General features: G+C 72.1%; 17 protein-coding genes. 11 read left to right on the top strand and 6 right to left on the bottom strand.

Going from position 1 to position 22,112, the window contains the following annotated elements; translation table 11 throughout:
• Positions 1-24: 24 nt before the first annotated feature.
• From NQO67_RS12780 to NQO67_RS12770, 3 genes are all read right to left on the bottom strand, one after another.
• The gene (locus tag NQO67_RS12780) at positions 25-1,794 is read right to left on the bottom strand and encodes an NAD(P)/FAD-dependent oxidoreductase (protein ID WP_255949989.1); all 1,770 of its coding nucleotides are present in this window, start codon (positions 1,792-1,794) and stop codon (positions 25-27) included.
• A gap of 62 nt (positions 1,795-1,856) precedes the next feature.
• Complete coding sequence (locus NQO67_RS12775) at positions 1,857-2,534, bottom strand: GNAT family N-acetyltransferase (RefSeq protein ID WP_255949988.1); 678 nt, start codon at positions 2,532-2,534, stop codon at positions 1,857-1,859.
• A complete protein-coding gene (locus NQO67_RS12770; protein WP_305125706.1) occupies positions 2,534-3,244 on the bottom strand; it encodes a gamma-glutamyl-gamma-aminobutyrate hydrolase family protein in 711 nt (236 codons plus the stop codon). Before NQO67_RS12770 ends, NQO67_RS12775 begins: the two co-directional genes overlap by 1 nt.
• Positions 3,245-3,658: 414 nt before the next feature.
• Here NQO67_RS12770 and NQO67_RS12765 point away from each other — a divergent pair, with 414 nt between their 5' ends.
• The 7 genes from NQO67_RS12765 to NQO67_RS12735 all read left to right on the top strand — a co-directional run bounded on the left by NQO67_RS12765 (position 3,659) and on the right by NQO67_RS12735 (position 10,286).
• On the top strand, positions 3,659-3,844 hold the full coding sequence (locus NQO67_RS12765) for a hypothetical protein (RefSeq protein WP_255949985.1): 186 nt from the start codon (positions 3,659-3,661) through the stop codon (positions 3,842-3,844).
• Positions 3,845-3,923: 79 nt separating this feature from the next.
• Positions 3,924-4,691 (top strand): response regulator transcription factor, encoded by a 768-nt coding sequence (locus NQO67_RS12760; protein WP_255949984.1) that lies wholly within the window; start codon positions 3,924-3,926, stop codon positions 4,689-4,691.
• A complete protein-coding gene (locus tag NQO67_RS12755) occupies positions 4,688-6,304 on the top strand; it encodes a sensor histidine kinase (RefSeq protein ID WP_255949983.1) in 1,617 nt (538 codons plus the stop codon). The genes NQO67_RS12760 and NQO67_RS12755 overlap by 4 nt, the downstream gene beginning before the upstream one ends.
• A 154-nt stretch (positions 6,305-6,458) precedes the next feature.
• On the top strand, positions 6,459-6,992 hold the full coding sequence (locus NQO67_RS12750; protein WP_255949982.1) for a hypothetical protein: 534 nt from the start codon (positions 6,459-6,461) through the stop codon (positions 6,990-6,992).
• Positions 6,989-8,320 carry a peptidoglycan-binding protein gene (locus NQO67_RS43765; protein ID WP_308295654.1) on the top strand — a complete coding sequence of 444 codons (1,332 nt, stop codon included), beginning with the start codon at positions 6,989-6,991 and terminating at the stop codon, positions 8,318-8,320. The genes NQO67_RS12750 and NQO67_RS43765 overlap by 4 nt, the downstream gene beginning before the upstream one ends.
• Entirely contained in the window at positions 8,317-9,078 is a 762-nt protein-coding gene (locus tag NQO67_RS12740; protein ID WP_255949981.1) for an ABC transporter ATP-binding protein, read from the top strand. The genes NQO67_RS43765 and NQO67_RS12740 overlap by 4 nt, the downstream gene beginning before the upstream one ends.
• Entirely contained in the window at positions 9,075-10,286 is a 1,212-nt protein-coding gene (locus tag NQO67_RS12735; RefSeq protein WP_255949980.1) for an ABC transporter permease, read from the top strand. The genes NQO67_RS12740 and NQO67_RS12735 overlap by 4 nt, the downstream gene beginning before the upstream one ends.
• A gap of 84 nt (positions 10,287-10,370) precedes the next feature.
• Here the strand turns inward: NQO67_RS12735 and NQO67_RS12730 are convergent, their stop codons facing one another.
• On the bottom strand, positions 10,371-11,717 hold the full coding sequence (locus tag NQO67_RS12730; RefSeq protein WP_255949979.1) for a multicopper oxidase family protein: 1,347 nt from the start codon (positions 11,715-11,717) through the stop codon (positions 10,371-10,373).
• A 464-nt stretch (positions 11,718-12,181) separates the two neighbouring features.
• On the opposite strand from NQO67_RS12730, the gene NQO67_RS12725 reads away from it, so the two are divergent.
• Positions 12,182-12,829, top strand: coding sequence for a dihydrofolate reductase family protein (locus NQO67_RS12725; RefSeq protein WP_255949978.1), 648 nt, complete (start codon positions 12,182-12,184; stop codon positions 12,827-12,829).
• A gap of 129 nt (positions 12,830-12,958) precedes the next feature.
• Here the strand turns inward: NQO67_RS12725 and NQO67_RS12720 are convergent, their stop codons facing one another.
• A complete protein-coding gene (locus NQO67_RS12720; RefSeq protein ID WP_255949977.1) occupies positions 12,959-13,471 on the bottom strand; it encodes an SRPBCC family protein in 513 nt (170 codons plus the stop codon).
• Positions 13,472-14,038: 567 nt separating this feature from the next.
• Between NQO67_RS12720 and NQO67_RS12715 the strand changes: the two genes are divergently transcribed.
• Positions 14,039-15,169: a DUF1996 domain-containing protein gene (locus NQO67_RS12715; RefSeq protein WP_255949976.1), complete on the top strand. Its 1,131-nt coding sequence runs from the start codon at positions 14,039-14,041 to the stop codon at positions 15,167-15,169.
• Positions 15,170-15,295: 126 nt separating this feature from the next.
• Positions 15,296-17,056, top strand: a complete 1,761-nt coding sequence (locus tag NQO67_RS12710) for a discoidin domain-containing protein (RefSeq protein WP_255949975.1) — start codon at positions 15,296-15,298, stop codon at positions 17,054-17,056.
• A gap of 144 nt (positions 17,057-17,200) precedes the next feature.
• On the opposite strand, the gene NQO67_RS12705 is transcribed toward NQO67_RS12710, so the two are convergent.
• Positions 17,201-20,125 carry a glycoside hydrolase family 3 C-terminal domain-containing protein gene (locus tag NQO67_RS12705; protein ID WP_255949974.1) on the bottom strand — a complete coding sequence of 975 codons (2,925 nt, stop codon included), beginning with the start codon at positions 20,123-20,125 and terminating at the stop codon, positions 17,201-17,203.
• A 214-nt stretch (positions 20,126-20,339) separates the two neighbouring features.
• Here NQO67_RS12705 and NQO67_RS12700 point away from each other — a divergent pair, with 214 nt between their 5' ends.
• Positions 20,340-22,025 (top strand): SpoIIE family protein phosphatase, encoded by a 1,686-nt coding sequence (locus NQO67_RS12700; protein ID WP_255949973.1) that lies wholly within the window; start codon positions 20,340-20,342, stop codon positions 22,023-22,025.
• Positions 22,026-22,112: the final 87 nt, after the last annotated feature.

The raw sequence follows: 22,112 nt of genomic DNA, 5'->3' as shown, positions 1-22,112 counted from the left end.
CCTCCAAGCTCGTGTCGACGGCGGTCACGGGGAGAGTGGGGCGTCCGCCATGAAAGTGGTGAAGCGTTCGGGGTGGTAGAGCGCGTGCATCGGGTGCGGTCGTCCGTCGAGGGAGGCGAGCACGGCACGGGCTATCGCGGGTGACTGGGCGAAGCCGCCGGTGTTGTGGCCGCCGTTGACGACGAAGAGGCGCTCGTGTGCGGTCGCCTCCGCGTGGTGGAGGCCGAGCGAGGTCGCGGTCCACGGCCGGACGCAGTACTTGAAGCCGTAGTTGTCGCCGGGCCCGGACGACGGGGGAAGGGCCCGCTGGCCGGGGAAGAGCCGTTCGACGGTGTCGAGGATGCCGGACCTCATGGCGGCGAGCTGTGCCTCGTCGGGTTCGGCGGTGGCCCCGGTGTAGCCGTAGCCGGAGCCGACGATCAGCGTCGACCGGCCGTCGGCGTCGAGGGCGACGGTCACGTTGGCGTCCTCCGTCACATGACCCTTGCGGCCGACCTTGAGCGATCGGGTCAGGCCCGTGACGTCGTTGCCGATCCGTATCCAGCCACCGAGCACACCATGGATCTTCCCGGCGCACGGCGACCCTTCGAGCAGCGCACGGTCGTGGCAGCCGGGTGAGGCGACGACATGAGCTGTCTCGGGAATCGGGGCGGCGGCGTCGAAACCGGTGGCGAGGCCCGAGCGGTCGCGCCGGACGCCGAGCACCGGGGCGTCCCAGTGGAACTCGACTCCCCGGGCCGTGAGGAAGGAGATGATCCGCTGCGCGAACCTGTGGACGCCCACCGTGAAGCCCGGCACGAGGAAGCCGCCGGCCAGCGTCCCCGCGTCGAGCGGCCCGGCCAGGCCGGGGAACTCCGCGGCCAGCTCCTGCGGGGTCGGCTGGCGCAGCACGGCACCCAGGGCACGGTGCCGGGCCAGGGCGGCCGCGTAGTGGTCGGGATCGCCGTAGACCCGCAGGATGCCCTCGGTGAAGACCACGTCCTCGAAGAGTCCGGGGTGGGTGTGCCTCAGCTGCGTCCACCCGTCGTACGCCTCGGCGGTGAACGCGAAGATGTCCTGGTTGTAGGCGCGGGCGAGCCAGGACGGTACGCGTTCGTACTCCTCGATCCACACCCGCTCCTCCCCGGACAGCAGCCGGTCGCCGGTGGCCAGCCACCCCTTCTTCTCGACCGGGAGCCGGAAGACGTCCGGTGCGCGGCCGTGGAAGTCCTGGTTGTTGTAGCTGTCCATCTCGGTGAACGTGAACATCCGCGCGTCGTCCCCGGCGTGGGTGCAGCCGTAGCGGCGCCAGTCGGCACCGCCGGGGGCGGGGGAGCGGTCCATGACCGTGACGCGGTAGCCGGCCTCGTGGAGGTGGAGCGCCGTCACCAGGTTCACGATGCCGGCTCCGACCAGCACGACGTCGCGCCCGCCCGATCGGGACGCGGCCGGCCGGGCGGAAGCGGCCCGGGCCAGGGCGAACTGCCGCTCGCAGTTGCCCAGGGCCGTCGCCGTCGACTCCAGACCGGTGTCGTTCTGGCGGAACTCCTCGATGTCCGGGTGACCGGGCGGGCCGGGAAGCCCGGTCACGTAGGAGAGGAACTTCGTCCCGGGCACGTCCGCCGACCAGCGCCTGAGCAGCAGGTCATGCGGTCGCCGCGGGGTGATGAGGGCCTGCGCGCCGTGCCGCAGCAGGGCGGCCGACACCGCTTCGGGCGGCGCGGTGTTCAGCGCGGGGTCGTATATGACGTTTCCGGAGCGCAGGAAGTCAGAACTCTCCAACCGGGAAACGGGCATGGCGATGAGTATGTTCATGGCAGGGGTCTTCTGTGTGGGGGTGCAGGGGTGCGGGGCGTGGGGGATTCGGAGCTGCCGCGTTACCGAAAGGGCGGCGGCTGGCGTGCCATCCGGAGATACGCCGACCTGGGGCCGTCGATGGTGATGCCGACGCCGGTCCAGCCGTCATGGAATGCGTCGTCGAGTTCGCCGGTGGCCGAGAGGGCGACGATCCGCTCTGTTCGGTCGCCGGGCGGATGGGGTGGCCAACCGGCCGGCCGGGGCCGGTAGAGGAGGAACCGGAGCTTGCCGCCGAATTTCCGGACGAGCCGGACGGGACGGAAACCCGTTTCGATCAGCGTCCTGACGCCATGCGGATTCTCCGGGGAACTGGTGGAGAAAAGATGCCGGATATCCGTGCCGGCGAGATCGGCCAGGGCTCTGGCGTTCAGGGTCCGGGCGAGACCGTGACCGCGCCACCGGGGCATGACGGCGATGGTGTCCCAGTGTCCGACCTGGCCGTATGCGGAGGCGGGGAGCGAGGTGTCCTTCGCCAGGTTGTAAGCGCGGTCGCGTGGAAAATAGACCATGCGGTAGGCCACCGTGTCGGGTCCGTGCGCCACGCCGTAACAGCGCCCGCCGCCGGCGAGGCAGTACGAGATGAACTCGGGCGTACTGGTCTGGAAGACGTCCTTGTCAGCGAGGGACGACGTGATGCGTTCCTGGAGTTCCAGGATCAGCCCGAGGTCACCCGGACCGAGCCGCCGGACGTCGAACATCAGCCCGCCCCCGCGGCCGCCACGAACGCGGCGACCAGCGGGTCCTGGAAGTCGTCGCCGGGTACGGGGAGTTCGGGATGCCACAGGACGCCGACCGCCCACGCGTCGCCCACGTGCTCGATCGCCTCGCCGAGCGAGTCGTCGGAACGGGCCGTCACCCGCCACCGGTAGTCGCCGGCTGCCGGCTCCCCGAGTCCCTGGTGGTGGTACGAGGTGACGTCGATGGAACGCTGCCGGTAGGCGCGCGCGACCGTGCTGCCCCCGGTGAGGGTGACGCTGTGCCGCGACGGTTCCGAGAGCGACTTGCGGTGGTCAACCAGGCCGTCGTTGACATCCGGAACGTGGGAGATCAGCGGATTCCCGGTGGCGGCGTACAGGACCTGGCAGCCGCGGCAGACGCCGAGCGTGGGCAGCCCCGCTGCAAGGGCCGCCGTGGTGAGGGAAAGCTCGAATGCGTCGCGGGTGGGATGGTATTGGTATCCGTCCTGCCGTGTGGTCCCCGTGCAATAGGCGGGGTCCATGTCCTCGCCGCCGGTGAGGAGGAGTCCGTCGATGCGCGACAGAAAGGGATCGCAGAGATTCTCGTCGATGCAGGGAATGATGATCGGCACTCCGCCGGCCCGAACGACCTGGTCGACATAACCCCGGTGAAGGGCGTGGCTTTGCATGGCCGTACGGAATCGTGAGGTGATTCCGATCAGCGGTTTCATACAGACGGGTTCCTTGTGCAAAGGGGAAAGCGCGGCCGTTCGGCACGCTAGTGGCGGCCGTCGTCTGACGCAACATCACATACATAGGGTGGGGGACGTCACACGGGCGTCGACGGCCGCATGTCTTGAGGCGGACAGGAAACCTCGGTTCCGTTTACCTGGTGCCGTCATGAATTAGCCATCGAAAACAAGCCACCGGCCAAGCGTGTGGTGTACGTAATCCATATGCATGTACACCCGGAGGCCACTCCCGACCCGTCGGCGGCACGGCCCGGTGAATTCCGGTGGTGAAGCAATGCCGCAGAAATGTGATTACGCCGGCGAGGCAGGCTGCGGCCGCCCAGTCGCTGATGCTCGGCCTCCGGCACCGCGGGCGACCCCGCGCAGGTCGGCGGGGGCTGGCGGACCTGGTTCGTGGCCGGCACCGAGGGGCTCGCCGACTGGTCGGCGGCGCTCGGCACGCTGCCCACGCTCGGGTACACGGGCCCCGTCTGCCTCACGGGCCAGTACTCGGATCCGTCGACGGCGACGGAGGATCGGCTCCGTGCGGACCTGGCGGCGGCGCGGAGGGCGTGCCGCCGCGCGCCCTCCGCGCGTTGACGTCGGCCGCCCGGAGCCCTTGTCGGATTCTTGAGGTGGTTCTCAGGAACCTTTGAGGTTGGACGGATAGACAGACGGCGTGAGGGACCATCACACCGTCAGTGGCCACGACGAGGGCGCCGAGCGCAGCACCGTCCTGGTCGTCGACGACGAGGAGAACATCCGGGACCTGCTCTCCCAGACGCTGCGCCTCGTCGGATTCCACGCCGTCGCCGCGGCCGGCGGCTACGAGGCGCTGGCCGCCGCCGACCGGGCCGACCCCGCGCTCGTGGTGCTGGACGTGATGCTGCCCGACCTGGACGGCTACGAGGTCGCGCGGCGACTGCGCGCCGGCGGACGGGACGTGCCGGTGCTCTTCCTCACCGCCAAGGACACCGTCGCCGACCGGGTCGCCGGGCTGACGGCGGGCGGGGACGACTACGTCAGCAAGCCGTTCAGCCTGGAGGAGCTGGTGCTGCGGATCCGGGCCATCCTGCGCCGGACGTCGGCACGGCCACCTGCACCGGCGCCCGAGCCGCCGGTGCGCGGCGGGCTGCTGCACCTGGCCGACCTGGAGTGGGACGAGGAAGCGCACGAGGTGCGCCGGGGCGGACGGCTGGTGGCGCTGTCGCCGACCGAGTTCAAGCTGCTGGGGTTCCTGATGGAGAACCCCGGTCGGGTGGTCAGCAAGGCACAGATCCTGGACCGGGTGTGGTCGTACGACTTCGGCGGGGACAGCCGGATCGTCGAGAGCTACATCTACTACCTGCGCAAGAAGGTCGACTCGCTCGGCGTCCCGCTGATCCACACCGTGCGCGGGGTCGGCTACACGCTCCGGCTGCCGCGGGGGCGGGACGGCGACAGGTGAGCGACACCGGTCCACGGCAGCCCTCCCGGCCGCGGCGGACGTGGCCGTTCTCGCGCCGGCCGTGGCCGCGCCCGCCCCGGGTGCGCCGCTGGCGGCACTGGACGCTGCGGGCGCGGCTCGCGGTCGTCGCCGCGGGGCTGACCGCGGTCGCGGTGCTGGTGTCGGACGGAGCGGGGCTCGTCCTGCTGAAGTCGTACCTGCTGCACCGGGTCGACGGGCAGCTGACCGCGGGGGCGGCGTCGCCGGTGCTCGACGGGAAGCGGCTCAGCCAGCTGAAGCGGGGCCCGCTGGCGAACCCGCGCTCCGCCGAGAGCCTGCTCGCCAGGCGCTACAACGGGCACACCCGGATCTACCTGGCCGACCGGCACGGCACGTCCGAGCTGCTGGCCGTCGATCCCGACTCGCCGGGCCCCGACCTGCCGGACGGCGCGGACCTTGCCCGGCAGGTGGGAGGGGAGCCGTTCACCGTGCCGGGGGAGCACGGGAGCGCCGAGTGGCGCGTCTACGTGCGCCCGGTTCTCGTCGGTTCCGCATCCGCCGGCGAGGACTCCGGCACCGGCGCGGCGGACTCCGCCGTCGTGATCCTCGCCAGTTCCCTGACGGAGGTGACGGACACGTACGACCGGCTGCTGCTCATCGACGCAGGCGTGGTGGCCGCCGTGCTGGTGCTGCTGGGGGTGGCCGCCGCGCTGGTCGTCCGGGTGGGGCTGCGCCCGCTGACGAGGATGGAGGCCACCGCGGACGCCATCGCCGCGGGCGACCTCAGCCGGCGGGTGCCGGGCGCCGACGGGCACACCGAGCCGGGGCGGGTCGGACGGGCGATGAACGCGATGCTGGGCCGCGTCGAGTCGGAGATCACCGCGCGTACCGCGTCCGAGCAGCGACTGCGCCGCTTCCTCGCGGACGCCTCGCACGAGCTGCGCACCCCGCTGACCTCGATCCGCGGCTTCGCCGAGCTGTCCCGGCGCGGTGGTGACCCCGCGGACGCGCTGCGGCGCATCGAGGCCGAGGCGCGCCGGATGGGCGGCCTGGTCGACGAACTGCTGCTGCTCGCACGGCTCGACGAGGCGCGCGACGTCGAACGCGCTCCGGTGGACCTGCTGGAACTCTGCGCCGACATGGTGCGCGAGGCGCACGCCCGCGCCCCGGGCCGCACCGTGCGGCTCGTCGCCCTGGACGGGGCGGACGGGCTGCTGGAGCCGGTGATCGTGTCCGGTGACGCGGCGCGGCTGCGGCAGGTGATCGGCAACCTGCTCACGAACGCGGAGCGGCACACGCCGTCGGGTGCGGGGATCACGGTGCGGCTGGGGACGGAACGGGAGTGCGCGGCGCGTGGCCCGGTGCTGGCCCGCGTCGGAGCCGAGGCGGCGCCCCGAAGCCCGGTGGCCGTGGTGGAGGTCGCGGACACCGGCCCGGGGGTGCCGCCGGAGCACGCCCCGCACGTCTTCGAGCGGCTGTACCGCGCGGACTCCGCCCGCACCGGTGGCGGCGGCAACGGGCTCGGTCTCTCCATCGCGGCGGCGCAGGTCCAGGCCCACGGCGGCCGCATCGAACTCGGCGTGCCGTCCCCCGGCACCGGCGCGACGTTCCGGGTGGTCCTACCGCTTGGCTGAGCCGGCGGGCCGGCCCGCCCGCCCCGATTCCCAGGAACCTTCGAGGCCGGTCCGAGGCCGTCCCGAGGCGCGCCGCACGCCACGTCGAGCCGGCCACGCCAGCATCCACCCCCGGTAGGACGACAGGCGTCCAGGCGGCAGGGAGTGGCAGGACATGCGAAGTACGACGACGATCCGCGGGGTCACGGCGACCGTCGCCGCGGTGCTGGCGGCGGTGCTGCTGGCCGGATGCGGTGGATCCGGCGACGGCTCCGGGGTCGCATCGGTCAGCGGCGACAAGGGTTCCGCCGCGTCCGGCACGGGCGGCAAGGACGACGTGGCGCAGGCGCAGGAGTTCGTGGACTGCATGCGCAAGCAGGGCGTCGAGATGGAGGATCCGGACCCCGAGACGGGCAAGTTGAACCTCAGGCAGTTCATCGGCGGCGGCGCCGACATGGACAAGCTGCGGGCCGGCATGGACGCGTGCCGGGACAGCATGCCGCAGTCCCTGAAGGACAAGTCCGACCAGCAGAGCGACCCGGAGACGTTGGGGAAGTTCGCCGCGTGCATGCGCAAGAACGGCGTCGACGTCGCCGACCCGGGGCCCGACGGGCTCGACAAGGACAACCTGCACACGGAGGACCCCGACTTCCCGGCCGCCTTGGACAACTGCCGTGATCTCCTGACCGGCAAGGGAGGCGGCCGGTGACCGCCTCTGAGCAGCTCGGGAAGCAGCCGGGTCCGCTCATCCCCACCGACCCGGACGACCCTTCGACGGAGCCCGCTCGGCCCGGCACCGTGGACGGCTCCCGCCTGCCGGGTGCCACCGCCGGAGCGGAGCCGCCCGCGGCCCGCCGCCCCCGGCGCCGCCGGCTGCGTACCGTCGTGGCGGGTGCCGCCGTGCTCGTCGTGGCCGGTGTCGCCGGGGTCGCGGCGACCGGGGGCCTCGGCGGCGCGGACGGGAACGGCACGGCGAGCGCCGCACCGTCCGGCCCGCCCGGCACCGCGAAGGTGCAGCGCACCACGCTGACCCGCACGGAGACGGTGGACGGCAGTCTCGGCTACGGCCCCGCCAGCGCCGTCCAGGCCCCCTCCGAAGGCCCCGCCTCCGGAGGCAAGCAGGCCGCCGGCACCGGAAGTGACGCGGGCGCCGGCACCGGCGTCCTCACCTGGCTCCCCTCCGAAGGCGACGTGATCAGGCGCGGCAAGCCGGTCTACAGCCTCGACGCGCACAAGGTGCCGCTGCTGTACGGCTCGACGCCGCTGTACCGGACGCTGGACGTGGGAGTGCCGGACGGCGAGGACGTCGAGCTGCTGGAGAAGAACCTCTCCGCGCTCGGCTACACCGGCTTCACCGTCGACGACACCTACACCTCCGGTACCGCCTCCGCGGTCCGGGACTGGCAGGACGACCTGGGCCGCACCGTGACGGGCACGGTCGGACCCGGCGACGCCGTGGTCGCCGACGGCGAACGTCGCGTCGACGACGTCAAGGCCGCGCTGGGCGGCCCCCCGTCCGGGGACGTGCTCACCTGGACCGGCAACCGCCGGATCGTCACCGTCGACCTGGACGTGCAGTACGAGGACCTGGCCGACCACGGCACCAAGGCCACCGTCAAGCTGCCCGACGGCACCGAGGCCGACGCCACCGTCGACGACGTCGGCACCGCCGCGTCCGCCGCCCCCTCCGCGACCGGGGGCAGCGGCACGGCCGGCACGGGCGGCACCGGTTCCTCCGGCGGCCAGGCCCCGCAGGCCACCCTGCCGGTGCGGCTGTCGGTGGCCGACCAGAAGAAGCTGGGCCGCTACCAGGCCGCCCCCGTCGACGTCACGTTCCAGGCGCAGACCCACAAGGACGTCCTGGCCGTGCCCATCAACGCGCTGGTGGCGCTGCGGGAGGGCGGCTACGCGCTGGAGACCGTCGGCAGCAGGGGCATCGCGTACGTGCCCGTGAAGCTCGGCATGTTCGCCGACGGCATGGTGGAGGTCTCCGGCGCCGGCGTCACGGCGGGCATGGTCGTGGGGGTGCCCAAGTGAGCGCCGCGCACGGACCCGTGCTCGAACTCCTCGGCGTGACGAAGACGTACGGCGACGTGCGCGCCCTCGGCGACGCGCACCTGACCGTGCACCGCGGCGAACTGCTCGCCGTGGTGGGCCCGTCGGGCTCCGGCAAGTCCACGATGCTCAACATCATGGGCACCCTCACCCGCCCCACCTCCGGCACGGTCCGGGTCGCCGGGTACGACGTCGAGGCGCTCTCGGACCGTGAGCTGTCCGCGCTGCGCGCCACGCAGATCGGCTTCGTCTTCCAGCAGTTCCACCTGGCGCGAGGGGTCGCGGCCCTGGACTCCGTGGCCGACGGCCTGCTCTACAGCGGCACGCCGCTGCGTGAGCGCCGCCGCCTGGCCGAGCGGACGCTGCGCCGGGTCGGCCTCGGACACCGGCTGCTGAACGAGCCGCACCAGCTCTCCGGCGGTGAGCGGCAGCGGGTCGCCATCGCACGGGCGGTGCTGGGCGATCCGCCACTGCTGCTGGCCGACGAGCCCACCGGCGCACTCGACTCGCGCTCGGGCGCCGCCGTGATGGACCTGCTGCACGAGCTGCACCGCGGCGGCACGACCGTCGTGATCATCACGCACGACCGGGACATCGCCGCCGCCCTGCCGCGTGAGGTACGCGTACGCGACGGCCGGATCGCGTACGACTCGGGTCGGGCCGGGCGGCCCGACGGCGCGGGACGCTCCGACCATGTGGGCGAGGGCGCCGTCCTGTCCCGGGACGGGGTGAGCACATGAGCACCGTCAGGCCGGCGCGGCCCCGGCCCGCCCGGATGAGCCCGGCGGACGTGATGCGGGTGGGCGGCTCGGGGCTGCGGTCCCGTCCGATGCGGGTGTTCCTGTCCGCGCTCGGCATCGCCATCGGGATCGCCGCGATGATCGGCGTCGTCGGTATCTCGGCGTCGTCGAGCGAGCAGCTGAACCGCACCCTGGACGCGCTGGGCACCAACCTGCTCACCGTCGCGCCGGGGCAGTCGTTCGGCGGCGGCGACGCCCGTCTGCCCGTGGACGCCGCGAAGATGATCGGCGCCATCGGACCGGTCGAGTCCGTCTCGCAGGTCGGCCTGACGGACGCGAAGGTGTACCGCAACGACCATGTGCCGAAGGAGGAGACCGGCGGCATCGGCGTCTACGCGGCCCGCACCGACCTGCCCGGAACCGTCGGCGCCCGGGTCGTGGCGGGACGCTGGCTCACCGGCGCCGACGCGCGGTACCCGGCGGTGGTGCTCGGTGCCAGGGCCGCCGAGCAGCTGGCCGTCTCCCGCGTCGGGGACGGTGCCCAGGTGTGGCTGGGCGGGCGGTGGTGCACCGTCGTCGGCATCCTCGGCCCCGACGAACTCGTGCCCGAACTGGACGCCGCCGCACTGGTCGGCTGGTCGGAGGCCGAGCACGACCTGGGCTTCGACGGCTACGCCACCACCATCTACACCCGTGCGAGCGACGACGCCGTCGCCGACGTCCAGGCCGTCCTCGGTGCCACCGCCAACCCCGAGGACCCCAGCTCCGTCCAGGTCTCCCGCCCCTCCGACGCGCTGACCGCCAAACAGGCGGCGCACTCCGCGCTGAACGGGCTGCTGCTGGGCCTCGGCGCGGTGGCGCTGCTGGTCGGCGGGGTCGGGGTGGCGAACACGATGGTGATCTCGGTACTGGAGCGGCGCGCCGAGATCGGGCTGCGCCGGGCGCTCGGCGCCACCCGGGCGCAAATCCGCACCCAGTTCCTGTGCGAGTCGCTGCTGCTGTCCGCGCTGGGCGGCGTCAGCGGGGTGCTGCTGGGCATCGGCATCACGGCCGCCTTCGCCGCGTCCCAGGGCTGGCCCACCCTGGTCCCCGCGTGGGCGATGGCCGGTGGGCTGGCCGCGACCCTGGTCATCGGCGGCCTGGCCGGCTTCTACCCGGCCCTGCGCGCCGCCCGACTGCCACCGACGGAGGCCCTGGCGGCGGCGTGAGCGGGTGGGGCGGGGCACCCGGCCCGGTCACGGGATCCGGAAGCGTGGCCGGGTGCCGGGTGCCGGGTGCCGGGTGCTCACAGCTCACCGGTCGTGCCGCTTGTCCTGGTGGTCGTCGTGCTGGTCGTCATCCCGCTTCCGCGACTGGGCGTCGGGCGGCACGATGTCGAGGACCGCCATCATGCCCTTGTCCTCGTGGTTGAGGATGTGGCAGTGGAACACGGTGCGGCCGGTGAAGTCGGCGAAGCGGATCCGGACGACGATGGTGCTCCTCGCGGGGATGTCCACGGTGTCGAACCGGGCATGGGTGGGGTCCTGGGCCTCCCCGTCGACGCTGATCAGCTGGAAGTCGTTGGTGTGGATGTGGAAGCTGTGGCTCTGCTTCGTGTTGTTGTGGATCTTCCACTCCTCGACGGTGCCCAGGGTGGCGGTGAAGTCGGTGCGGTCGGGGTCGAACTGCCGGCCGTTGATGGAGAACTTCGTCTTCGACCCGTTCTCCGTGTAGACGATGACCTTCTGGTCCGCGATCTCCGCGTCGCGCAGGTCCTCGGCCGGGGCGAACTTCTTCGGTACGGCGGCCCCGTGCAGGGCCGTACCGCTGGTGACGACCGTGGCGAGGTCCGCTTGCGGGAACTTGTCGCCGGCCGGGCCTGTGTCGTACGGGAGGGTCTCCAGGTGGGCGGTACCGGGGTCGCCGCCCTGGACGAGGACGTCGAAGCGGGCGCCGGCGGGGATGACCAGCGTGTCCACGGAGTACACCTGCTGGACGGGGATGCCGTCCTGGGCGATCACGTCGAAGTGGGTCCCCGCGAGGTGCAGCTTGTAGAAGATGTTGGCCCCGATGTTCGCCAGCCGCCACATCTGGGTCTCGCCGGGGTGGATGCGGATCTCCGGGTTCTGCTGGCCGTTGACGGTGCGGTTGGTGGACGCCCCGATGTCCAGGTCGTGGGTCTTGATCGCGTCACCCTCGACCTGGAAGTCCTTGAGGGCGATGGTGTGCTCGGTGATCCCTTGCAGGGAAGGCGGCAGGAAGTCCTGGAGGCCCTCGACGACGAGGATGCCGGACTCACCGCCCGCGACCTGCGCTTCGGACTTCATGTCGGCGTGCGAGTGGTACCAGTAGGTCCCGACGGGCTGGTCGTCGGGCAGCTGGTACTCGTAGTGGTACGACTGCCCGTACCCGATCTTGATGAAGATGTCGTCCGAGGGCTCGCGGGGCGAGACGTGCAGGCCGTGCGTGTGCAGGTTGGTGTCCTCATCGATGTTGTTGGTCATGGTGAGGTCGATGCGGTCGCCGGGTTTCACCCGCAACGTGGGCGGCATGAAGGCCCCGTTGTAGGTGGTCGCGTACAGGAGCTGGTCGCCGACGGGGACCTTGCGGCGCTCCACGACGATGGTGGTCTTCAGCACGCCGTCGCTGCTCGCCACCACGGGGGGATCTTCGAGGGGCCGGCCGGCGGCCGGTGTCACGCCGTGCGTGGGCGACGCCTGTCCCCGGGCAGGGGGGTCCTGCGTGCAGCCGGCCAACCAGGGTGCGACGAGAAACAGGCTGAAGGCCATCCAGGCGAGCACGGCGCGAGTACCAGGCCGAGTCATAGCTCTCCCCCCGAAGATCGAGTGGCCGGGCGGCCCTACCGCCCGGCAGCTGACGTCATGACCTGTGTCGGCGTCACCACGAGCGTTCTTCATCCATCGGCGGGAGCGTAGGGAAGCGCACCGAGGCGAGCCGCCCAGCCCTGTGCGCCGGGGCGGCGCGTCCACCCGAACGGCCCTAATAGGGCACCCGATCGGCGCGGCCGTGGTCGGCGCCGCGGTGACTCTTGCCGGCCCGGCGATGAGTTTCGCCGGCCCGGAGAGTCTCACCCCCGTTGCCGACCACACCCAGGAGGAAGCGCATGGCCCAGCTACTGAGAGTGCAGAACTTCAACATTTCGAGTGACGGAATCGGTGCTGGTGAGGACCAGAGCCTTGAGCATCCGTTCGGCCATGCCATCGACCCCGCCAAGCTGTTCGCCTGGGCCGGCGCCACGGCGAGCTGGCCCATGCGCACCGACCCCGGGGGAAGCCGCGGCCTCGACGACTACCTCACCCGGGACTACGCACGCAACATCGGCGCGGAGATCATGGGCCGCAACAAGTTCGGGCCCCAGCACGGACCCTGGAGCGACCACGAGTGGCGCGGCTGGTGGGGCGACGAGCCGCCGTTCCACACCCCGGTGTTCGTCATGACCCACCACGAGCGTCCCTCGTTCACGCTCTCCGACACCACCTTCCACTTCGTCGCCGGCGATCCGGAGAACATTCTCGAACAGGCGAAGGAGGCGGCGCAGGGCAAGGACGTCCGGCTCGGCGGCGGGGTCACCACCATCCGGGAGTTCCTCGACGCCGACCTCGTCGACACCCTGCACGTGGCCGTCTCGCCCGTGAAGCTCGGGTCCGGACTGCGGCTCTGGGAGTCCCCCGAAGAGCTGCTCGACCGGTTCCATCTCGACGTGGTGCCCAGCCCGAGCGGCGTGACGCACCACCTGTTCTGGCGGAAGTGACGGGCGGTCCTCGGAGAACGTCAGCACGGCCCGTGCGCCCCGGGTGATCGCGAGGGTCACCCCGGGGCGCCGGCCGCGCCGGCCGGCGGGAGGGCGTGCGGTGGACGCGGCGCCGGCGCGGCGCCGGGGTCAGGAATCCGCTTCGGGCGTCCGACCGGTGCACACCTCGTCGAGCCGCCGCAGCGACCCCTCGATGGCCGCGACCCAAAAGGGGCGGGCCTTCTCCATTTCCAGGCGCTTGTCCTCCGGCAGCCGGGAAGCGTCGAAGATCTCCGTCACGACCGTCGCCGCGGGCCCGTCCGGCTCCAGATCGTAGATCCAGCGCTGGCCGAACCTGCGCTCGGTCGAGCCGTGGTCCGGATGCCCGGGACCCGGCCGCGGTTCCCAGCCGATGCGCCGGTCGAGCTCGAACTCCACGACGTGGTTGTGCACCTCGTAGTCGCCGTACGGCTCGTAGTGCATCTTCATCACGAAGACGTCGCCGACGCCCGTGAGCACGGTGTCGGAGCCGGCTTCGCGCAGCATTCCGGAGCCGTCCATGTCACGGTGCCGCCGCGGGTCGGCAAGTACCCGGAAGATGTCGCCCGCCGGTGACTCGATGCGGCGAGACACCGAAACCGGCTCTTCGACCTTGTCCGCCATGTGTCACGTCCCCCTGATTTCACGTGCAGCCTTTGCGCGCGGCCTTGCCGCGTGACGATCGGTGCCGTCATGCCGTCATGCCGTCATGCCGCATGCGGTCATGCGGTTCTGCCGTCATGCGGTTCTGACGACGGGCCGACAGGCCGTCATACCGTTCTGCCGTCATGCGATCGACGACTCGTCGACGGTCGATGCTAACCGCGCGCCGGGGAGGGGGCCCAGCGGGTATCGGCCGGGGGCGGCGCACGCGCACCGCGGCGTCTTACGGGGCGTCAGGCGTCTTACGGGGCGTCAGGTGCCGGTCGGTTACCGGTTGGGTCCGGTTGGCCGGGGGTCCGGTCGGTTCGGATCCGGTGGACGAGGGTCCGGTCCTCGTCGGCCTCCGCCCCGTTCACTGCCCCGTAAACCCTCTCCTCACCCCGGCGCCGCATTCACCGGGTATTGACACGCTCTTGTCAGGAGCGGAACACTCCTGGGCAGTGGGAGAGCGCTCTCCCGGCGGTATCCCTGACGATCCGCCGGACGCGTTCTCCCACTCACACCCCCTACAGCAGCAGGAGGCTCGCCATGCCCTGGAGGCCCAAAGCCCTCTCCGGACTGCTCCTGTCCACCGCGCTGGCCCTGACCGCGATCGGCGTCGGCCAGGTGACCGCGGTGGGCGACGCCGGGGAGCGTTCGGCGGTCGTGAGTGTCGCGGCAGGCGCCGGTCACGGCGCTTCGGCGGGGCATTCCGCGGCCATGTCGCACACGATGTCGCACACCATGTCCCCGTCCACCAAGGCGTCCGGCGACGACCCGGACGGCGACGGCTACATCATGGCCGACCCGCCGGTCACCGGCGTGGTGCCGTCCACCGTCGACCCGCCGCACCGGTACTTCCACGAGTTCCAGGCGAAGTGCGCGCCGAACCACACGGCCCCGGACGACCCGATCGTCTTCCCCGGGCAGCCCGGAAAGTCCCACGACCACACGTTCATGGGCAACACCCTGACCAACGCCGACACCACCATGGGCACCCTCGACCAGGGTGGGACCAGCTGCAACGCCGTCGGTGACAAGTCCGCCTACTGGATGCCGAGCCTGTACGACGGCGACCAGAAGATCATGCCGATCGGGCCGCAGACGATCTACTACAAGGCGGGCGTGACCGACTACACGAGCGTGCGGCCCTTCCCCAAGGGGCTCAGGTTCGTGGTGGGCAGCCCCATGCAGAGCAAGGACGAGTTCCAGCACCTCAAGGGCACCGTCGAGGGCTGGGAGTGCGGCGAGAGCTACCACAACTGGGACTTCCCGGCGAGCTGCCCGACCAGCCAGGACACCCAGCTCAACATCAGGCTCCAGGCCCCGAGCTGCTGGGACGGCATCCACCTGGACACCCCCGACCACCAGAGCCACATGGCCTACCCGGTCGCCTCGGGCGCCAACTACAACGGCTGTCCGGCCGACCACCCGGTCGCGCTGCCGATGATCGAGTTCAAGATGGCCTGGCCGGTCAACGGGGACATGTCCCAGGTGAGGCTGGCCAGCGGCGCCGGGTTCTCCTTCCACTACGACTTCATGGACGGCTGGGACGCCGCCACGCTCCAGGCCATGGTCACCCACTGCATCAACCACGGCCTCCAGTGCGACGACCGCGGCTACGACCAGAGCAACCCGCAGGAGGGGCCCGTTCTCAACGACGACTACGAGCTTCCGTAACCCGCCACCCGGCCGGGCCCGTCAAGGGGCCCGGCCTTCGTCGGCGACCGAGGGAGAGCGCTCTCCCGCTCTCCTGGGTGGCCGACGACCTCCCCCACAACCACCCGCACACCGAAGGAGCGCACCATGCCCCACCCCACCGGCCGGTCGCCGAAACGCGCCCTCGTCGCGCCGCTCGCGGCCGCGGCGTTGCTCACCGGCACGCTGATCGGCCTTCAGGCGCCGTCCGCGCAGGCTGCGGGAAGCGTCGTCAAGGTCACCGGATCACAGGGCAACTGGCAGCTCACCGTGGACGGCGCCCCGTACCAGGTCAAGGGCCTCACCTGGGGGCCGGCGGTCGCCGACGCCACGAAGTACCTGCCGGACCTGGCCTCGATGGGCGTCAACACCATCCGCACCTGGGGCACCGACGCCACCAGCCAGCCGCTCTTCGACGCGGCAGCGGCCAACGGCGTCAAGGTGATCGCCGGCTTCTGGCTCCAGCCGGGCGGCGGCCCGGGGTCCGGCGGCTGCGTCAACTACGTGACGGACACGTCCTACAAGGACCAGATGCTCGCCGAGTTCCCGAAGTGGGTCGACACCTACAAGGACAACCCCGGCGTGCTGATGTGGAACGTCGGCAACGAGTCCACGCTCGGCCTCCAGAACTGCTTCAGCGGCGACGAGCTGGAGGCGCAGCGCAACGCCTACACCACCTTCGTCAACGACATCGCCAAGAAGATCCACCAGGTGGACTCCAACCACCCGGTGACCTCAACCGACGCCTGGACCGGCGCCTGGCCGTACTACAAGAGGAACGCGCCCGACCTGGACCTGTACGCGGTCAACGCCTACAACGCGGTGTGCAACATCAGGTCCGACTGGGAACAGGGCGGCTACACCAAGCCCTACATCGTCACCGAGACGGGCCCGGCGGGCGAGTGGGAGGTGCCCGACGACGCCAACGGCGTGCCCGACGAGCCCACCGACCTCCAGAAGGCGGACGGTTACACCAAGGCCTGGGGCTGCATCACCGGCCACAAGGGTGTGGCGCTGGGTGCCACGATGTTCCACTACGGGACCGAGGACGACTTCGGCGGCATCTGGTTCAACCTGCTGCCGGGCGGTCTGAAGCGGCTGTCGTACTACTCCGTCAAGAAGGCGTACGGCGGTGACACGTCAAACGACAACACCCCGCCGGTGATCTCGCAGATGACGGTCGACCACGCCACCGACGGGGTGCCCGCCGGCGGCCAGCTGCACATCGCCACCCAGGCCACCGACCCGAACGGCGACCCCGTCACCTACCAGGTGCTGTTCAGCAGCAACTACATCGACCAGAACAAGGCGCTGGTGGCCGCGGACACCACCGTGGGCGGCGACGGCTCGCTCACCGCGAAGGTGCCCGACAAGGTGGGCGTCTACAAGGTGTACGTCCGGGCCACGGACGGCCACGGGAACGCGGGCATCGAGGCCAGGTCGGTACGGGTGGTGGCACCGCCGGTGAACGGCACCGACGTGGCGCAGGGCAAGCCGGCCACCGCCTCCACCGCCCAGACCGACCCCACCGGCGGCTGCCCCTGCCCGGCCGGCAACGCCGTGGACGGCAAGTTCGACACCCGGTGGGCCAGCGACTGGAGCGACCCGCAGTGGGTCCAGGTCGACCTGGGGAGCTCGACGACGTTCAAGCACATCCAGCTCGCCTGGGAGTCCGCGTACGCGAGGGCGTACCGGATCGAGACCTCCCAGGACGGCCAGAACTGGACCACGGTGAAGTCCGTCGACAACGGTGACGGCAACATCGACGACTTCGACGTCTCGGGCACCGGCCGGTACGTACGCCTCACCGGCACCCAGCGCGGTACCGGCTACGGCTACTCGCTGTACGAGTTCGGCGTGTACAGCTGAGCCGTTCGACGACCGGTCCGACGCCCCGTCCGACGACCGTCCGACGGTGACGTCACGTCGGCTCGCCGGGATCTGACCACCACGGCCGCCCGCCCCCACTCGGCTACCTGGGGGCGGGCGGCCTTCGGTGTGCCGTCTTCGACCTCAACGCACCGTCAGCCGGCCCTCCAGCCGGATGTCGCCGGCCGAGCGCCCCGCCAGCACGGTGAACGGGCCCGGCTCCACCCGCCACCCGTGCGCGTCGGACGACCAGTGCCGCAGGGCGCGGTGCGGCACCGGCACCGCTGCCGTCACCGTCTCGCCGGGCGCCGCGGTGACCTCCGCGAACCCGGCGAGCCAGCGCACCGGGCGGTCCACGGCGGAGCCCGGCCTGGCCAGGTACACCTGCACCACCTCACGCCCGGCACGCGGCCCGGTGTTGCGCACCCGCACCCGCACGCGGAGCTCGGCGCCGTCCGGCACGGCCTCGTCCGGCGTGTGGAGCGCCTCGTACGCCCAGGTGGTGTAGCCGAGCCCGTGCCCGAACCAGTAGGCGGGCGGGGTGGTCGCGCGCAGCCAGGCGCGGTGGCCGATGTGTAGGCCCTCGGTGTAGGCGAGGACGCCCTCGGGAGAGGGGTCGGTGGCGTGCACGGGCACGTCGGCGAGGGTGGTGCCCCAGGTGGTGGGGAGCCGGCCGCCCGGTTCCGTGCGGCCGAACAGCACGTCGGCGAGCGCGTGCCCGCCCTCGCCGCCGGGGAACCAGGTGAGCAGCAGCGCGGGCGCTCCCGCATGCCAGGGCATTGCGACCGGACCGCCCGCGTTGACGCAGACCGCGGTGTGCGGCTGGGCCGCGAGCACCGCGCGCACCAGCTCGTCCTGGCGCCCTGGCAGGTCGAGCCCGGTGCGGTCGCGGCCCTCCGACTCGCTCTCCTCGGTGGTGCCGACGAGCAGCACGGCCGCGTCGGCGCGGCGCGCGGCGTCGACGGCCGCGGCCAGGTCGGCGGTGTCGTCCGACGGGGGTGGCGCTGCGGACAGGATCGTCGCCCTGCCGGTGTCCGCCGCCAGTTCGCGGCGCGCGACGACGGTGACCACCCTGCCCGCGTCCAGGGTGATGCGGGCCTGCTGCCGTGGCGGACGCACGTGCACCTGCGTCGGGTCGTCCGTCTCGCGGGGGAAGTCGCCGTCGACGAGGGGCACACCGTCCACCGTGAGCGTCATCCGCCCGAACCCGGCCACACCGAAGGTCCACTCGCCCGCCTGGCGGGGCGTGCAGCGGGCGGACAGTTCCACGGTGTGCGCCCCAGGCGCGAGGTGCGGCTCCAGGATCCGTCCGGAGAGCCGGTGTTCGGAGAACACCGCCCGGTCGGCGGCGTCCAGCACCCGCAGCCGGATGCCCGGTTCGCCGGTGAGCGGGTCACGGGCGAGCGTGCCGTCCAGAGGCGCGGGGTGGGGGCACCGCCCACGCCGTTCAGACAGCGGGGGAGCGTCCAGCGCGGGCCCGGGGGCGTGCACGACGCGCGTGGTGGCGGGCAGCGCGGCACGGATGCCGTCAAGCGGCGTCACCACCCGGTCCGGGAACACCTCGGCGCTGCCACCGCCCTGGGCGCGCGGCGCCGCCGCGTGCCGGCCGATGACGGCGAGCGTCCGGACGCCGCCCGGATCGAGCGGCAGGACCCCGGTGTTGCGCAGCAGCACCGTGCCGGCGCTCGCCGCCCGCCGCAACAACGCACGCACGGCCGCGTCCGCTTGTGCCGCGTCCGGGTGTGTCGTGTTCGCTTGTGCCGCGTCCGGGTGTGTTCCGTCCGTCTGTGCGGTGTCCGCTTGTGCGGTGTCCGGCTGTGTCGTGTCCGCTTGTGCGGTTTCCGTTTGTGCCGCGTCCGCCCGTGCCGTGTCCACCCGTGCCGTGTCCGTGACCGAGGCATCCGCAGGGTCCGGCGCCGTGGTGGCCGCTCGGCCCGTGGCTTCCGTGGCTCCCATGGCTCCCGCGGCTTCCGCGGCGCCTGCGAGGCCTGCTGCTCCTGCGGCGCCTGCGAGGCCTGCTGCTCCCGCGGCTCCCGCGAGGCCCGCTGCTCCCGCGGCTCCCGCGAGGCCCGCTGCTCCCGCGGCGCCTGCGAGGCCCGCCGCTCCCGCGGCGCCCGCCCCTCCCGCGGCGCCCCCGTCGACCGCCACCGACCCGCCCGGGGCCGCCCCGAGGGCGCCCACCCGGCGGGCGAGGAGGAGCAGTCGGCGTACCTTCTCGTCGACGGTCGACTGGGGCACCCGCCCCTCCCGGACCGCGGCGGCCAGCGCATCGCCCCAGGGCCCTGCGGGGCCCGGCATGGCCAGGTCGAGGGCGGCGGTGGCCGGTCCGACGGTGTCGCGCACGGCTCCCCAGTCGGAGACCACGACACCGTCGAAGCCCCACTCCGCCTTGAGCGGGTCGCGGAGCAGGGGACTGGCCGACATGGTGGCGCCGTTCACCCGGTTGTAGGCGGACATCACCAGCCAGACGCCGGCCTCGACCGCCGCCTCGAACGGCGCCAGGTACACCTCGCGGAGCACCCGTTCCGACACGTGCACGTCGACGGTGAGGCGGTCCGCCTCGGAGTCGTTGGCCACGAAGTGCTTCGCCGTGGCGGCCACCCCGGCGCCCTGCACGCCCCGGACCAGCGCCGCCCCGATGACGCCCGTCAGCCACGGGTCCTCGGAGAAGCACTCGAAGTGCCGGCCGCCCAGCGGCGAACGGTGCAGGTTCAGCGTCGGCGCGAGCACGGTGTGCACGCCTTTGCGGCGGGCCTCGGCGGCCAGCAGGGCGCCCAGTTCCCCGACGAGCGCGGGCTGCCAGCTCGCCGCGAGCGCGGTGGGGGAGGGAAGCAGGACGGAGGTGAGGCGCTCGTCCCACTGCTCGCCGCGGATCCCGGCCGGGCCGTCCGAGAACGCGATCGCGGTCAGGCCGATGGCGGGTTCGGGCGCGGTGCGCCAGGTCGTCGCCCCGGTGAGGAGCTTGACCTGCTGGGCCAGGTCCAGCTTCTCCGCAAGCTGCTCGACCCCCGCCTCCGCTCCCTCCTCCGCCACCGCCTCCTGGACTGGTTCCGCTTCCTCAGCCGCCATCCGGGCCTCCCACTCCTTGCGATCGGAGAGCGCTCTCCAAGAGGTCCAGCATTCGTGCAGGGTGTCGTCATGTCAACCGGGCCTTCGCGGCGGGGACGGCGACCCCAGCGGGACGGGGCAGGGAATCGTCCCCGACCCCAGGCATCACATGCGCCCCAGGGGGAACACCGGATCACAGCGGCCGAGGCGTTCTCCGATCGAGAGGAGGCTGGCCATGACGGGCCCGGGTCCTCAGGAGGTGGTGGCCAGGGCCCTGGAGGAGTTCGGCACGTGTGCGTTCCTGACGGACGAGCGGAACTGCATCGTCAGCGCCAACGCGCGGTGTGAACGACTTCTGGGCCGCTCCGCCTCCGACATGATCGGCCAGGACGCCCATGACCTGCTGCACCGCACCCGCCAGGGGGATCCCGTGCCGCGGGCCCAGTGCCGCCTCCGGGAGAACACGCTGGCCGGACGCACCACACAGGGCAGCGACCTGTGGGTCGAGCGTGGCGACGGCACGCTGCTGCGGGTGATGTGGCTGGTCACTCCCTGTGGCGTCCGAGAGCGACCGTCGGCCGTGCTCGTCCTCATCCATTCGGCGGACGAGCTCGACAGGAGCCCCGAGCTGCCGTCGGGCAGCGACCGGCTCTCCGACCTGGAACGGCTCGCGCTGCTCGCCGAGACGACCACCCTGCTCACCTCCACCCGGGACATCGACGTGGCGCTGCGCCATCTGATCGGCCTGGTCGTGCCCCGCCTCGCCGACTGGGCCGTCATCGACCTGATCACCGAGCGGGACGAGGTGCAGCGGTTCGCCGTCGCACACGCCGAAGACGGCACCGTGGTGTTCCGTAAGGACCTCCAGGGGCCCATGCCGCCGGTGCCCCAGGAGTCCCCCATGCCGCTGTCCCGCGCCCTGCGCGGCGTCGCGTCCACCGTCGCAGGGCCCGAGACCTACCAGGGGCCGCCCGACTCGGGTATCGCTGTCGAGCAGCGTCGCCTGTTCGAGGCGACCGGCATGCACTCGGCCATCATCGCCCCCCTCAGCACCCTCCACGAGGTGCTGGGCGCCGTCACCCTGGGGCGCGCCGACCAGCCCGAGCAGATCACGGCGGCCGACATCGCCCTGCTCGAGGACATCGCCCGCCGGGCCGGCCTGGCCCTGGAGAACGCCCGTCTCTACCAGCGGCAGCGCAAGATCGCCGAGACCATGCAACGCCACCTGCTGCCCCAACTGCCGCGTCTGCCGGGCAGCGAGATGACCGTCCGCTACCTGCCGGCGCCGGACGCCTCGCAGGTTGGCGGCGACTGGTACGACGCCTTCGTGTTGCCGGACGGCGCCACCGCCCTCGCCGTCGGCGACGTGGTCGGCCACGACCTGGACGCGGCGGCCGGCATGGCCCAGCTGCGCAGCATGCTGCGCGCGTACGCCCTGTCCCAGCGGAGGCCGCCGAGCAAGATCGTGGAGTGGCTCGACCAGGCGGCCCTGCACGTCGCGGAGGTCTCCTTGGCCACGTTGATCTTCGCCCGGATGGCCCGGAACGACGCCGGCCGCTACGAGCTGACCTGGACCAACGCGGGTCATCCACCGCCGCTGTTGGTCACCGGCGAGGGCGTGGCCAGCTATCTGACCGGCGGAAACGAGGTACTGCTCGGCGTCACGCCGGACCAGCCCCGCCCGGACGCCGTGGCGGAGCTTCCGCCCGGGGCGACCCTGCTGCTCTACACCGACGGCCTGATCGAGTCCGTGAGTCACACCATCGACGAGGGACTGGAACACCTGCGACGGCACGCGGCGTCCTTGGTCCACCGCCCCCTGGAGTCGTTCACGGACGAACTGCTGGCCCGGACGCGCCCCTCGGACAACGACGACGACGTGGCCCTGCTGGCGGTGCGGGTACCCGACGCGTCCTTTTGAGGCCATACGGGGAACGGATGCGCAAGGCGAAGGACGCGGGTTGCCATGGCGCAGAAGGCAGGTCCGCCACGTTGACGCGCTGTGGGT

The sequence above is a fragment of the Streptomyces odontomachi genome (assembly GCF_024435355.1).
Lineage (GTDB): Bacteria > Actinomycetota > Actinomycetes > Streptomycetales > Streptomycetaceae > Streptomyces > Streptomyces odontomachi.
Note: the sequence above shows the minus strand (reverse complement) of the source record. Positions and strands in the feature narration are given on the sequence as shown.

Excerpts from the sequence above, each read along its gene's own strand:
- NQO67_RS12780 (WP_255949989.1), bottom strand. The coding sequence starts at position 1,794 with ATGAACATACTCATCGCCATGCCCGTTTCCCGGTTGGAGAGTTCTGAC.
- NQO67_RS12775 (WP_255949988.1), bottom strand. The coding sequence starts at position 2,534 with ATGTTCGACGTCCGGCGGCTCGGTCCGGGTGACCTCGGGCTGATCCTG.
- NQO67_RS12770 (WP_305125706.1), bottom strand. The coding sequence starts at position 3,244 with ATGAAACCGCTGATCGGAATCACCTCACGATTCCGTACGGCCATGCAA.
- NQO67_RS12750 (WP_255949982.1), top strand. The coding sequence starts at position 6,459 with ATGCGAAGTACGACGACGATCCGCGGGGTCACGGCGACCGTCGCCGCG.
- NQO67_RS12735 (WP_255949980.1), top strand. The coding sequence starts at position 9,075 with ATGAGCACCGTCAGGCCGGCGCGGCCCCGGCCCGCCCGGATGAGCCCG.
- NQO67_RS12725 (WP_255949978.1), top strand. The coding sequence starts at position 12,182 with ATGGCCCAGCTACTGAGAGTGCAGAACTTCAACATTTCGAGTGACGGA.
- NQO67_RS12720 (WP_255949977.1), bottom strand. The coding sequence starts at position 13,471 with ATGGCGGACAAGGTCGAAGAGCCGGTTTCGGTGTCTCGCCGCATCGAG.
- NQO67_RS12715 (WP_255949976.1), top strand. The coding sequence starts at position 14,039 with ATGCCCTGGAGGCCCAAAGCCCTCTCCGGACTGCTCCTGTCCACCGCG.
- NQO67_RS12710 (WP_255949975.1), top strand. The coding sequence starts at position 15,296 with ATGCCCCACCCCACCGGCCGGTCGCCGAAACGCGCCCTCGTCGCGCCG.
- NQO67_RS12705 (WP_255949974.1), bottom strand. The coding sequence starts at position 20,125 with ATGGCGGCTGAGGAAGCGGAACCAGTCCAGGAGGCGGTGGCGGAGGAG.
- NQO67_RS12700 (WP_255949973.1), top strand. The coding sequence starts at position 20,340 with ATGACGGGCCCGGGTCCTCAGGAGGTGGTGGCCAGGGCCCTGGAGGAG.